This is a genomic window from Arcobacter pernae, from assembly GCF_049472135.1.
GTDB lineage: Bacteria > Campylobacterota > Campylobacteria > Campylobacterales > Arcobacteraceae > Arcobacter_B.
The window spans coordinates 140,311-154,222 of record NZ_JBMOVV010000003.1 but is presented as its reverse complement, the minus strand read 5'-3'; the positions used below and the strand labels follow the sequence as shown (position 1 = coordinate 154,222).

The window sequence follows — 13,912 nt, the reverse complement described above, 5'->3', positions numbered from 1 at the left end:
TATTGTATGTTTTTTTCAAAATTACTTCTTTATTTTATATGCTAGTCAAATTATTTTTATTTGCTAAAGAAATAGTTCATTTTTGCTATAATTGTTGTTATGAAAAAACAGACCCTTCAAAAAAGAACAAAAATTGCAAATGATATAATGTTTTATATCTATACTCATATTGAAACAAATATCGATATAGAAGAACTTAGTATTGATTTAAATGTAAGTAAATTTCATATGCATCGTATTTTTAAAGAGGCTTTTGGAAAAAATATTTATGAGAGTATTAAATCAATTAGATTGCAAAAAGCTTCAAATTTACTTTTAACAAATAAATATTCAACTATTTCTGAGATTGCTAATCAATGTGGATACTCTTCTCAATCCTCTTTTATTAAAACATTTAAAGAGAGATTTGATATGACACCAAAACAGTGGAAAAAAGGTGGATATAAAGAGTATTCAAATAATATCTTACAACAATCACCAAAAGCCATGGAGTCAAAAGCTAATTTTAATGAAATCACTCCAACTATTGTAAAGATGCCTTTTAGAAAAGCCTACTATATTAGAAATAGAGGTTATAATGTAAATATAAAACAGACTTGGCAAAAGATGCAAGTTTGGAGACTCTCAAATGATATACAAAATTATAAAGAGATTGCTCTTTTTCATGATAATCCATCAATTACACCTTTAAGTGATTGTCAATATATCGCTTGTATCGAAACAAATGATAATGAAGAGGTTAAAAGTGATAGACTTCCTGATTTTATGATTGCTGATGGTGTTTATGCTAGATTTGATTTGCAAGGTGTACATGGGGATGTTTTAAAGTTTATTCATTGGGTTTATCATGAGTGGTTGCCTAGAAGTGAGTTTGAAACAACAACAAAACCTTCTTATGTAGAGTATAGAAAAAACAACTTTTTAAGTGATGATAATGAGTTTGATTTAAGCTTTTTTGTATCAATTAAATTTTAGAAGTAGGTTAATTTGGTCTTTCAACCATATAACCACTTCCTCTAATATTTTTAATAAAATCTTCTTTTAAAACTTTTTTAACTCTATTTACTTCTGCTCTAATTGTTGCATTATCTATAAAATCATCATTCCATACATAAGTTCTAAACATATCATATTGAACAACTAAACTTCTATTGTGAGCTAAAAGCTCAATAATTTGAAGTTGTCTTTTAGGTAAAATGTGAGGTTCATTATTAAAGTAAAGTGTCATTGTCTCTGCATCAAAGCTATAATGCTTTGATAACCTTTTATGTTTTTGAGGAGCAATATTTGTTTTTAGAATTTTATTTATTCTAAGTGTTAATTCTCTTAAATGAAAAGGCTTTTTAAGATAGTCATGACAACCAATATTAAAGGCTCTATCAATATCTTCAATATCAATAAGTGCAGATATAAATATAGTTGGTATCATCTTTTTATTTTCATGTAATTGCTCTAAGATACTTAATCCATCAATATTTGGTACATTAATATCAAGTATTAATAAATCAAACTTTTGTTCTTCTAAAACATTTAGACACTCATCACCTTTAGTTGTGCTAGTAATTGAATGTCCTGTAGATGTTAAATACTCTGTAATCATTTCATTTAACATAATATCATCTTCTAAAAGTAATATTTTCATTTTTCAATTCCTTTAAATGTATAAGTAAATGAAGCCCAGTTTTCACCAGATTCAAGTCTGATCCCAACATTTTCTTCACTACAAATTCTTTTTACAAGATTTAGTCCAAGTCCAAAACCATCTTTAGATTCTTCTTCTCTATAATACTCTTCAAAAATCTTTTGAGGTTCAAGTATTTGAACAGAACGACTCTCTATTACAAAGTCACACTCACTATTTTTTAGAATAAGTTTTACATAGATAGTTTCATTTGGTAAAGTATATTTAATTGCATTAGTAAGATTGTTATCAACTATTCTTTGAAGTTTTATTTCATTGAAATTGATATTTATTTCATCTATATTATGAATAAAAGTAAGCGTTGATTTAAACTTTAAAGCAGTTTGTGTAAAAAACTCAATTCTACTTCTTACAAAATCAACTAAATTTATTTCATGTGTTGCTTTGTTTACTTGGTCTTTTTTTACTAAGTAACTTAAATCATCATATATACTAAATACATTTTTCATAGCAACTTCAATATTTGATAAATACTTATTTTTACCATGCTCCAACTCATACATATCAATATTCCCCATTATAATTGATAAAGGAGTATTTGTTTCATGAATTGTATACTTTAAAAACTGTTTTTGTGACTCTACTAAATTTTGAGCGTATTTATTTCCTTCTTCCAGTTTCTTTGATTGATTATTATAGTCTTGAGAAGATTGCTGAATAAGATGAGTCAAGGCTTGTAAGCTTCTTGCATGATCACTTATTTGGTTTTCATTTTTTTCAAACTTCTCTTTCTCTTCATAAGTTATCTCATCATTTTCACTAAGTCCTACAACAGTTAGCGTTTGATTTAATAACTCATTTTGCCCTTCATTATGATAAAACTCTCCATATGTAAAAAATCCAGAGGTATTTGCAATCTTTGAAAAAGGCTTTATTTCAATATCTATCAAATTTGGTATATATCTTCTTCTTGCCATACAAGTGTAGATAAAAAATGACTCTACTCCTGAAACAGAACACTTATTAAATAAGGACTGTAAGGGGTTGTTCATTATAAGCTCAACATTACCAAAGCCTAACTTTACAATATCCCCTTTATTTAAATTACCTGCAAAACTTAAGCTTCCATCATTATGCTTTTGAATAACAGCTCTTGCTTGAGGAATACCGTTTTTTTGTATAATCAAAGGAAACTCAATACCTGTTGCAGGAAGTGATTTGGCTACATACTCGCCAAGATATTTTTCATAAAAATCTAAAGGTTTTAATCCAGAAATTTTATATACTCTATTTCCTATTACTTCTTCAATCTCGTGATCAATTCCAATAGGAGACCAATTAAAGTTATATGCATTACAAATTTTTAAATCTTTTGAGTTTAAAGATACAGCAACAGCACCTTGAGTTAATATCTTATCTTGACACATTATAAATGTCTCTTTAAATGTTGCATTATCAGCAGCCATACCGCCACTTACAATAATATTGTTATCAATACTGCTAATTCCTTTTAGGAACTCTTCGCCATTAGTTGTTTCACCATCTGTAAATGTAATAAGTAGTTTTGTATCTTCACCACATAATTCTTTTGCTAGTGTTTGACCATTTTTAAAAGAGTTGTCATTTTGTACACAAGCTACTTTTAGTTCTGTTTTATCAAATATAGATATAGAAACAACAGTTTTTAATGTAGAGATATTTTCATTATCTATTTCTCCATCTGTTGATGCTCCAATACAAATGGCTTGTGGTAGCTCTTCTCTTAGTTTATTTAGAATTGCTTTCATAATCTCTTTTGATTGTCCACAAAAAATCTGAATTAATATGTTTTTTTCTTTTTTTAAAGTGTCAAAGTCTATTAACAGCTCTAAAGATTCGTCTTCAATTGTATAGTTAAATGTTTTCATAAAAAAATTGTAGCAGATAATTTAAAAAAAACAAAGAAAAAAAATGCATTAAAAGCACCATTTTTAGGGATTTTGTAACAAAAAACTACATTGCTATACTCAGGCTATACTTAGGCTAAATTCACGCTATATTTCTCATGTAAACTTTCATCAAGCAGAAAAATTATGGCACAGCAAATAATTTTCTCAAAATAAATATAATAACAAAAAGGATGAAAAATGATTTATAGTAAACCGCAGTACAAAGCTCAATATGAGAACTTTATTGGTGGAGAATGGGTTGCTCCAAGAAGTGGAGAGTATTTTGAAAATATCTCACCTGTAGATGGAGAAACATTAACAAGAATTCCTAGATCAAATGAAGAAGATGTTGATGCAGCAGTTGCAGCTGCTAGTAAAGCTTTTGAATCATTTAAACACACTTCTGTAGTTGAAAGAAGTAACTTATTAAATAAAATTGCAGATGCTATTGAAGCTAACTTAGAAGCTTTAGCAATTGCTGAAACTTTAGATAATGGTAAAACTATTAGAGAAACATTAAATGCTGACGTTCCTTTAGTTGTAGATCACTTCAGATACTTTGCATCTGTAATTAGAGCTGAGTCTGGAACTGTTGCAGATTTAGATGAGAATACAATTTCTCAAGAAGTTTATGAGCCATATGGTGTTGTTGCTCAAATTATTCCATGGAACTTTCCATTATTAATGGCAGCTTGGAAATTAGCTCCTGCATTAGCAGCAGGTAACTGTGTAGTTATGAAGCCAGCATCTGCTACTCCAATGTCAATCTTAGTATTAATGGAAACAATTGCAGACGTATTACCAGCAGGTACAATTAACATTATTAATGGTGCAGGTGGAAAAATTGGTAAACACTTATCAACTCACCCAGATGTTAAAAAAGTTGGATTTACAGGTGAAACTACAACTGGTCAATTAATTATGCAATATGCAACTGAGAATATTATTCCATCAACATTAGAATTAGGTGGTAAATCTCCAAATATCTTTATGCCTTCAATTATGGATGCTGATGATGAGTTCTTTGATAAAGCAATCGAAGGTTTAGTATTATTCGCATTTAACTCTGGTGAGGTTTGTACTTGTCCATCAAGAGCATTAATCCACGAAGATATCTATGAGCCATTTATGGCAAGAGTATTAGAGAGAGTTAAAGCTATTAAATTAGGTGATCCTTTAGATACTGAAAATATGATGGGTGCTCAATGTTCATTATCTCAAAAAGAGAAAATTGCTGAGTACATCAAAATTGGTAAAGAAGAGGGTGCTGAGTGTCTAATTGGTGGAGATATTTTAGAATCTGAAAAATATCCAAATGGATTCTATATTCAACCAACAATCTTCAAAGGTCACAACAAAATGAGAATCTTCCAAGAAGAAATCTTTGGACCTGTATTATCTGTAACTACATTTAAAACTGAAGAAGAAGCATTAGAAATTGCAAATGACACTATCTATGGATTAGGTTCAGGTGTATGGTCAAGAGATGCTCACCAATTACATAAATTCTCAAGAGGAATTGAAGCTGGTAGAGTATGGGTGAATTGTTACCACTTATACCCATCACATGCATCATTTGGTGGATACAAAAAATCAGGTATCGGTAGAGAAACTCACATGATGATGTTAAACTCTTACAGACACACTAAAAATATTTTAACTTCTTACAGCAAAGATGCTTTAGGATTCTTTTAATAGGTAATTTAAAACTTAATTAAACCCCTTATTTGGTACAGAAGGTTCTCTCTCCCTTTTCCTTCTGTACCTTTTTTTGTTTATGATTTAAAAAGGATAAATTATGGCAATAAAAAGAGTAGATGTTACAAAAGAAGCTTGTGACGTAATCAAAAAACTTCAAGAAGAACATGGTGAATTAGTATTTAATCAAAGTGGTGGTTGCTGTGATGGAACTGCTCCTATGTGTTATGCTAAAGATGATTTTTATGTACCAAGTAGAAATGTGAAACTTGGGGAAATTTGCGGATGTGAATTTTTTATAGATAAAGATCAATTTGAATATTTTAAACACTCATTTATAACTATTGATGTAAGAGAAGAAAAAGCAGCTTTTGGAAACTCTTTTTCACTTGAAATAGATATGGGTTATCAGTTTATTACAAAATCAAGAATTTTTACTGATGAAGAGTATGAACAATTAAAAAAAGAAGAGGGTGATTAGTCCTTCTTCTTTTCATTTTCATTTGTTACAAGAGCTAGATTTGTTAAATCATATTTTTGTAATAAATCTAAAACTTTTACAACTCTATGGTATTCAACTTTTTTATCAATTCTAACTAATACAGGTTTATGTTTATTTTCAATAGCTTTTAGATTATCTTCTAGAGATTCAAAAGATACTTCAATTCCTTTAATTGCAAGTTTATTAGAACTAAGTTCTATAAAAACTTGTTCCTCATCTATTTTTAACTCTTTTGCACTTGAAGTTGGTAAATCAAGTATTAAAGCTAGTTCATCTTTTTTGAAAACAGAACTTACTATAAAAAACAGAAGTAGTATGAAAACTACATCAATGATTGGGGTTAAATCTAAACCTAAAGGTTCTCTTCTTTTCATACTATTTAATTGTACTTTTTGCTTTTAACTCAATAGAGTCAATTTGTGAAATAAAATGATTATATGCAATATGATGAGGTATCGCCACAATTAAACCTGCAATTGTAGTAATAAGTGCTATTGAAATACCGTTTGAGAAAACACTAGGATCTCCTAAACCATTCTTTGTGATAACATCAAAAGATTGGTAAACACCAATTACAGTCCCGAGCAATCCTAAAAGAGGTGCAACTGTAGCAATGTTTTTTATATATGTAAGACCACTTTCTAGTTTTTTTACTTCATACTCTATTTGAGTGAAAAGTGAATTTGATGAATCTTTATTAAGTTTTAGTTCGATTTTTTTTATCATGGCATTTTTTCTTGGTAGTGTAAAAAGTTTCCATAAAATAATAGTAAATCCAATAATATTTAAAGCAATTAATATATAAACAATTAGACCACCTTTTTCAATATAAAAAAGTATATCCATATTATCCTCTTGTAAGTTTTTTTGTTATTGTACATAAATTTTATTAATAAATGGTACAATTTTAGAATGAATTATACAAACTCTCCAATTGAAAAAATCACATTTAACAATAACAGTTTTTATATAAAAAGAGATGATTTACTACACTTAGATTTTTCTGGAAATAAAGCAAGAAAGTTCTATTATTTTTTGCAAAAAGATTTACAGGGGGTAAAAAAAATAGTATCCCATGGTTCGGCACAATCAAATGCAATGTATTCTTTAAGTGTTTTAGCAAAACTAAAAGGCTTGCAGTTTGAATATTATGTAGACCATATTGCATCTTTTTTAAAAGATAATCCTGTGGGAAACTATAAATATGCTCTAGAAAACGGCATGAATATCTATGAAGAAGAAGTACCAACTAGTTTTGAAAATGATGTTTTATTTATAAAAGAGGGAGGAGCTTTAAAAGAGGCTCAAATGGGTTTAAAGCTTCTAGCAAATGAGATATTAACATGGGCAAATGAAAATAGAATAGAAAACTTAAAAGTCTTTTTGCCAAGTGGTACAGGAACTACAGCTTTGTATTTACAAAAATATCTGCCCTTTGAAGTTTTAACTTGCTCTTGTGTTGGAAATGATGAATATTTAAAACAACAATTTTTAGAGTTAGAAGAGTCAAATCATCCAACTATTTTACAAAAAGAGAAGAAGTATCATTTCGGAAAACTCTATAAAGAGTTTTATGAAATTTATTTAGAACTTCTAAAACAAACAAACATAGAGTTTGATTTATTATACGACTCTTTAGGAATAAAAGTGTTCCAAGATTATATAAGTAAATATAATAAAACAACTAATAATTATCTTTATATTCATCAAGGTGGGATAATTGGTAATGAATCTATGCTTCAAAGGTATGAAAATAAGTATAAATAATTATAGAATTTATGCTAAAATATTTTCATGTTACAAACAAACGAAAAAACAATACTAAATTTAATAAAGTATGCACCAACTTTAATAGTTGTAGTTTTATTGACGATTGTTAGTTATTTGTATTTTTTAGAAAAAGATGCTCAAAGTAAAAAGGATATAGCCAAACTAAAAGAGCGTTTTATAGAGAAAAGTAAAGAAGATATCAGAAATCAGGTTGATTTAGTCTACGAATATATAAATTATGAAAAATTAAATAGTACAAAAAACCTAAAAAATAGTCTTAAAAAAGAAGTACAACAAGCCCATAGAATAATGACTCATATATATGAGAAATATAAAGATACTAAAACAAAAGAAGAGATTGTTCAAAAAATTAAAGATGCTTTGAGGAATCATACTTTTAATGACGGCCGAGGGTATTTTTATATTTATGATTTAGAAGCTAGAAATATCTTACATCCTTTAAAGCCAGAACTTGAAGGTAAAGATCTACTAGATTTTCAAGATAAAAAGGGCAATTATATTTCTAAAGATATTCTAAAAGGATTGAGTACAAATGATGAATTCTTTTATGAACTTTATTGGAATAAACCCAAATACTTAGATATTCAATTTAAAAAAATTACATACAATTTTAAATTTAAACCTTATGGTTGGTTTATAGGTACGGGTGAGTATCTTGATGATTTTGAAAAGACTTTAAAGAAAAAGATTTTAGATTACATTCAAAAAATCAATCAGACAAATGAAAACTATGTATTTGTAATTGATTATAAAGGAAACTATTTATCTCATATCAATAAAAATTATATAGGTTTAAATAGAATTGATTTAAAAGATTCAAACTCTTTTTATATTACAAAAGAGATTATAAAATCAGCAAAAGAAGGTGATGGATATTTAACTTATAACTCTACGGTAAAGCCAAAAACAGGTAAAACTTATAAAAAAACTACTTATGTAAAAGGTTTTGATTATTGGCAATGGGCTATTGCAACAGGTTTTTATATGGATGAATTAGAGTCTAATTTAAAAACTATTGAGAAAGAAGCAATGCTTAGAAAAAAAGATGATTTTTATAATATTTTAATTTTTGGGATTCTTCTTAGTGTTATATTTATTTTAATATCTATCTTTTTATCAAGACAATTAAAATATAAATTTTTAAAGCATAAAAAAGAGTTAATTAAACAGATAAATAGAAATAATGAAAAAGATTTAATCTTATCACAACAAGCAAAAATGGCTGCAATGGGTGAAATGATAGGTAATATTGCACATCAATGGAGACAGCCTTTAAATGCTATAACAACTCAATCTTCTGGATTGAAATTTAAAAATGAATTTACAACTTTAGATAAAAAAGAGATAGATGAAAGTATGGATAATATTACCCATACAGTAGAGTATTTATCAAATACAATTGATGATTTTAAAGACTTTTTTAATCCTAAAAAACAGTATGTTAAATTTACGATTGAAGAGTTATTATCTAAAGTTGATAAGCTTTTAGGTGTTCATTATCGAAATAGAGGCATTACAATAATAAAAAATATTGATGAGATTGAAGTATTAGGTTATGAAAATGAATTACTTCAAGTTTTAATAAATATTTTCAATAATGCAAAAGATGAATTTGAACGAAATAAAGTTGAGAAAAGATATATATTTATTGAAGCAAAAGAGTTTGATGATAAAGTTATTATTAAAATAAAAGACAATGCTTTAGGAATACCAGAAGATATTATTAATAATATCTTTAAGGCACATTTTACTACAAAACAGAAAAGTAATGGCACAGGCATTGGTTTATATATGTCTAAACAGATATTAAAGCGTTTTGCAAACGGCGATATTGAAGCTTCAAATGTTAGTTTTGATTATAAAAATGTGAGCTATAAAGGAGCATGTTTTAAACTAACAATTCAGAAGAATTTTTCTTTATGAGAAAATTACTAAGTTTTAGATATAATCTTTGACTATGAAAAAGAAGAATATTATATTAATTGGTTTTATGGGTGTTGGTAAAGGTACAATAGCAAGAGGTTTAGTACAAGCTTCAGATATGTTTGCTATAGATACAGATGACTTGATTGAAAGTATGGAAAACAGAAAAATTAAAAAGATTTTTGCCCAAGAGGGAGAACCATACTTTAGAGCATTAGAAAAGAAAACTGCATTATGGTTAGAGCAAAGTGTAGATAACACTATTATTTCAACTGGTGGTGGCTTTTATAAACAAGAAAATATTAAAAATATTGGTACAGTAATTTACCTAAAATCATCATTTCAAGGGATTTTAGACAGAATTAATGCTGCTCCAAATGCTGCTAATAAACTTAGAAAAAGACCACTTCTACAAAATTTAGATGAAGCAACAAAGCTTTTTGATTCAAGAGTTCCTGAATATGAAAGAGTTGCTGATATTGTTGTAGATGTTGAGAAAAAGCCTTTAGAAAATATTGTAGAAGAGATATTAGGACAAATTTAATGAAAATTATAAATACAAAAGACTCAAACTTTAAAGAAGAGTTTGATGGAATTCTAGCAAGAGCAAAAAGTGATATTAAAGGTGTGTCTTCAATAGTTACAGGGATTATTGATGAAATAGTTGAAGAAGGAAATGAAGCTTTAAAAAGACACATTGAAAAGTTTGATAAGTGGGAAGTTAAAGAGGATTCTGATTTAATGATTTCTCAAGATGAAATGAAAAGAGCATATGAAAATATTGATGAGAAATTAAAAGCTGCATTACATACAGCATATGACAGAATCAAAGCTTATCACGAAAAACAACTTCCAAAATCATGGTTAGATTTTGAATCAAATGGAACAATTTTAGGACAAAAAGTAACTCCTGTTGATAGAGCAGGGCTTTATATCCCTGGTGGAAAAGCAGCATATCCTAGTTCACTTTTAATGAATGCTATTCCTGCAATCGTTGCTGGTGTTGAAGAAATTGTAGTATGTACTCCAACTCCTGATAATGAAGTAAATGAATTATTACTTGCAGCATGTCACTTATGTGGTGTTTCAAAAGCTTATAAAGTTGGTGGAGCTTCTGCAATTGCTGCTATGGCATATGGAACACAAACTATTCCAAAAGTAGATGTAATAACAGGTCCAGGAAATATCTTTGTTGCAACTGCTAAAAAATTAGTATTTGGTGAAGTAAATATTGATATGATTGCAGGACCATCTGAGATTGGGATTTTAGCTGATGAAACTGCTAAACCAAAATATTTAGCAATTGATTTATTATCTCAAGCAGAGCATGATGAAATGGCAAGTTCTATTATGATTACTACTTGTGAAGAAGTTGCTAAAAATACAAGTGATGAAGTAGAAAATTATTTACAAACTTTACAAAGAGAAGAAATAGCTAGAAAATCTATTGAAGATAGAGGAGCTATAATTATTGCAAAAGATATGACAGAAGCAATTGAACTTATGAATGAAATTGCTCCTGAACACTTAGAAGTAATGACTCAAAACTCTTTTGAATTATTACCTTATATTAAACACGCAGGTGCAATTTTCTTAGGTGAAAATACTCCTGAGCCTATTGGTGATTATATCGCTGGTCCAAACCACACATTACCAACAGGAAGTACAGCTAAGTTCTATAGCCCATTAAATGTTGAGAACTTTATGAAAAAAAGCTCTATTATTAACTTCTCAAAAAAAGCAATTGATGAGTTAGGTGAAGCTTGTGCATTACTTGCAGATACAGAAGGTTTAACTGCACATGCTAAATCAGTTAGAGTTAGATTAGAAGATAAATAGTTAATAAATTAAGTAGAAATAAAATAAAACAGTTTCCCTTTTATAAGGGAACATTTAAAAGGAAAATAAATGGCATCGTTTAAAGAATGGTTTACAGAAGATGAAGATGATATTTTTATGGGAAGTCCTAAATCAAAATTTTTTGATGTGAGTAGAGAAGCTTCACAAGATATCGTAGAAGAAGAGTGGGATAAAGTTGTTGAAAAACTTGCAATTTTAGAGATGATGTTATCTGAGGGTAAAGGTCCTGAATTTGATGTAAATAAAGTTGTAGAAGAATACAAATTTAACAATGAAAAAGAAGTAAACTCAATGAAAAAAGGACTTTATGTTGAGCTTACAGGTGAGATTATTTGTAGATTAGATTCTTAAAAATTAAGGTATATTGTGGAAGAGTTACAACAAGTTAAAGACCAAATAAAAACATTCGTTGAAGAGTGTAAAGATGAAAAAAGTTTAGTATTATTAGATAAATTAGCAACTGGAAAGATGCTAAGATCTAAACTTATTTTAAAAATTGCAGGTATAAATGAACAATCAATTAAGTTATGTGCTGTTGTTGAGATGATTCATGCTGCTTCATTATTACATGATGATGTAATTGATGAGGCTGATACAAGAAGAGGACAACCATCAGTAAATGCTTTATATGATAATAAAACATCTATTATGTTTGGAGATATTTTATATTCAAAAGCTTTTACTGAACTTACATCTATGCCTACTGAAATAGCATATACTGTTTCAAATGCAGTTACACTTCTAAGTATTGGTGAGATGTTAGATGTTGACTTAACAGAAAACTTTAATAGCTCATATGAAAAATACAATGATATGATTTATAAAAAAACAGCTTCTTTAATTGAAGCTTCTGCAAAAAGTGCAGCCATTTTAGCAGGTCTTGACAAAGATAAGTATGCATTATATGGTAAAAATTTAGGTCTTGCTTTCCAAATGATTGATGATATTTTAGATATTACTCAAGATTCTGAGACTCTAGGAAAACCTGCAATGCTTGATTTTGTAGAGGGTAAAGTAACTATTCCATATTTATTACTTCATGAAAGATTAGAAGATAAATCAAAATTAGAATCATTATATAAGAAAGAGTTGTCTTTAGAAGAGAGCTCTTGGATAAAAGATATGATGAGTGAAACTAAAGCTTTAGAAGACTCTATTAAATTGGCAAAAGATTTAGGTAATGAGGCTATTGAAGCTGTAAAAGATGAAAAAGATAGTGAAACACTTATTTTCATTATGAAAGCGATGATTGAAAGAGAGTTTTAGATGAGTTATTTAATAATTAGCTTTTCCCATAAAAATACTGATATTTCTATGAGAGAGAAGCTAGCTTTTGGAAGTGATGAAGATAAAGATAGATTTTTAAGATCACTTTTAGATTATGAAAATACTAAAGAAGCTGTAGTTTTATCTACATGTAATAGAGTTGAGATTATTACTAGGTCTTCAAATATAAAAGGAAGTACTAAAGATATACTTTCAAAACTTGCAAAATACTCTTCTTTAGAGTTTGATGAGTTATATGATAGAGCTGATATTTATGATAATAATGGTGCTATTCATCATCTTTTCTCAGTTGCTTCTGCTTTAGATTCTTTAGTAATTGGTGAAACACAAATTGTAGGTCAATTAAAAGATGCTTTTAGATTTTCACAATCAAAACAATACTGTTCTTCAAATGTAACAAGAGCAATGCATTTTGCATTTAAATGTGCAGCAGCAGTTAGAAATGCTACAAGTTTAGGAACAGGTTCTGTGTCAGTTGCTTCAACAGCAGTTGCAAAAGCAAAAGAGCTTGTTGGTGATACTAAAGGTGTAAAAGCTTTAGTTATTGGTGCAGGTGAAATGAGTGAACTTACAATTAAGCATTTAATCTCTTCAGGTTTTGATGTTGTTTTAACAAGTAGAGATAAGAAAAAAGCTCAAATTTTAGCAGATACTTTTGATGCAAATATCGATGTTCAAGAGTACACTCAACTATCAAAGCTTTTAAAAGAAACAAAAGTTATGGTTACAGCAACAGCTGCACCTTATCCTATTATTACAGAAGATATTGTAACTCCTACTTCATATGAGAGATATTGGTTTGATATTGCAGTACCAAGAGATATTGAAGATATTGAAATGTCAAATTTAGAGATTTATGCAGTTGATGATTTACAAGATATTGTAAATGAAAATATGAGTTTAAGAGCTGAGCAAGCTAAAACTGCTTATTCAATAGTAAGTAAAATGTCTATTGAATTTTTTGATTGGTTAAAATCATTAGAGATTGAACCAATTATTAAAAACCTTTATTTAAAAGGAAATGATGTTATTGACAAGAAAGTTAATAATGCTATTAAAAAAGGTTTTATTAGAAAAGAAGATGAAGATAACATTAGAAAACTTTGTCAAACAGTAATTACTGAGTATTTACACACTCCTTCAACACAATTAAAAGATATTTCTAAAAATATGGAGTGTGATGTGGTAGTAGGAACTATTCAAAATATGTTTGGATTAAATAATGATTCATCTGTATTTGATAGTTTTAAATGTGAACACTTAGATAAAAAATAAAATATA

General features: G+C 28.3%; 14 protein-coding genes. 10 read left to right on the top strand and 4 right to left on the bottom strand.

Going from position 1 to position 13,912, the window contains the following annotated elements; genetic code table 11:
• Positions 1 to 99: 99 nt before the first annotated feature.
• Entirely contained in the window at positions 100 to 975 is an 876-nt protein-coding gene (locus tag ACH5BF_RS04840) for an AraC family transcriptional regulator (protein ID WP_423273074.1), read from the top strand.
• A 7-nt stretch (positions 976 to 982) separates the two neighbouring features.
• Here the strand turns inward: ACH5BF_RS04840 and ACH5BF_RS04835 are convergent, their stop codons facing one another.
• Complete coding sequence (locus tag ACH5BF_RS04835) at positions 983 to 1,642, bottom strand: response regulator transcription factor (protein WP_423273073.1); 660 nt, start codon at positions 1,640 to 1,642, stop codon at positions 983 to 985.
• Positions 1,639 to 3,549 (bottom strand): FIST N-terminal domain-containing protein, encoded by a 1,911-nt coding sequence (locus ACH5BF_RS04830; protein WP_423273072.1) that lies wholly within the window; start codon positions 3,547 to 3,549, stop codon positions 1,639 to 1,641. Before ACH5BF_RS04830 ends, ACH5BF_RS04835 begins: the two co-directional genes overlap by 4 nt.
• A gap of 219 nt (positions 3,550 to 3,768) precedes the next feature.
• Here ACH5BF_RS04830 and ACH5BF_RS04825 point away from each other — a divergent pair, with 219 nt between their 5' ends.
• A complete protein-coding gene (locus ACH5BF_RS04825; RefSeq protein WP_423273071.1) occupies positions 3,769 to 5,265 on the top strand; it encodes an aldehyde dehydrogenase family protein in 1,497 nt (498 codons plus the stop codon).
• A gap of 103 nt (positions 5,266 to 5,368) precedes the next feature.
• Positions 5,369 to 5,749, top strand: a complete 381-nt coding sequence (locus ACH5BF_RS04820; protein ID WP_423273070.1) for a DUF779 domain-containing protein — start codon at positions 5,369 to 5,371, stop codon at positions 5,747 to 5,749.
• On the opposite strand, the gene ACH5BF_RS04815 is transcribed toward ACH5BF_RS04820, so the two are convergent.
• Together ACH5BF_RS04815 and ACH5BF_RS04810 are read right to left on the bottom strand one after the other, a co-directional pair.
• Positions 5,746 to 6,144, bottom strand: coding sequence for an ExbD/TolR family protein (locus ACH5BF_RS04815; protein ID WP_423273069.1), 399 nt, complete (start codon positions 6,142 to 6,144; stop codon positions 5,746 to 5,748). The genes ACH5BF_RS04820 and ACH5BF_RS04815 overlap by 4 nt on opposite strands.
• 1 nt (position 6,145) lies before the next feature.
• Positions 6,146 to 6,616 carry a MotA/TolQ/ExbB proton channel family protein gene (locus ACH5BF_RS04810; protein WP_423273068.1) on the bottom strand — a complete coding sequence of 157 codons (471 nt, stop codon included), beginning with the start codon at positions 6,614 to 6,616 and terminating at the stop codon, positions 6,146 to 6,148.
• A gap of 66 nt (positions 6,617 to 6,682) precedes the next feature.
• Here ACH5BF_RS04810 and ACH5BF_RS04805 point away from each other — a divergent pair, with 66 nt between their 5' ends.
• The 7 genes from ACH5BF_RS04805 (at position 6,683) to hemA (ending at position 13,906) form a co-directional block, all read left to right on the top strand.
• Entirely contained in the window at positions 6,683 to 7,537 is an 855-nt protein-coding gene (locus ACH5BF_RS04805; RefSeq protein ID WP_423273067.1) for a 1-aminocyclopropane-1-carboxylate deaminase, read from the top strand.
• 27 nt (positions 7,538 to 7,564) lie between these two features.
• Positions 7,565 to 9,484: a sensor histidine kinase gene (locus tag ACH5BF_RS04800; protein WP_423273066.1), complete on the top strand. Its 1,920-nt coding sequence runs from the start codon at positions 7,565 to 7,567 to the stop codon at positions 9,482 to 9,484.
• A gap of 34 nt (positions 9,485 to 9,518) precedes the next feature.
• On the top strand, positions 9,519 to 10,028 hold the full coding sequence (locus ACH5BF_RS04795; RefSeq protein WP_423273065.1) for a shikimate kinase: 510 nt from the start codon (positions 9,519 to 9,521) through the stop codon (positions 10,026 to 10,028).
• Positions 10,028 to 11,323, top strand: coding sequence for a histidinol dehydrogenase (hisD, locus tag ACH5BF_RS04790; RefSeq protein ID WP_423273064.1), 1,296 nt, complete (start codon positions 10,028 to 10,030; stop codon positions 11,321 to 11,323). Before ACH5BF_RS04795 ends, hisD begins: the two co-directional genes overlap by 1 nt.
• 69 nt (positions 11,324 to 11,392) lie before the next feature.
• Positions 11,393 to 11,695 carry a DUF2018 family protein gene (locus tag ACH5BF_RS04785; protein ID WP_423273063.1) on the top strand — a complete coding sequence of 101 codons (303 nt, stop codon included), beginning with the start codon at positions 11,393 to 11,395 and terminating at the stop codon, positions 11,693 to 11,695.
• Positions 11,696 to 11,710: 15 nt separating this feature from the next.
• Entirely contained in the window at positions 11,711 to 12,610 is a 900-nt protein-coding gene (locus ACH5BF_RS04780) for a polyprenyl synthetase family protein (protein WP_423273062.1), read from the top strand.
• Positions 12,611 to 13,906, top strand: a complete 1,296-nt coding sequence (gene hemA / locus ACH5BF_RS04775) for a glutamyl-tRNA reductase (RefSeq protein WP_423273061.1) — start codon at positions 12,611 to 12,613, stop codon at positions 13,904 to 13,906.
• The last annotated feature ends 6 nt before the right edge of the window (positions 13,907 to 13,912 follow it).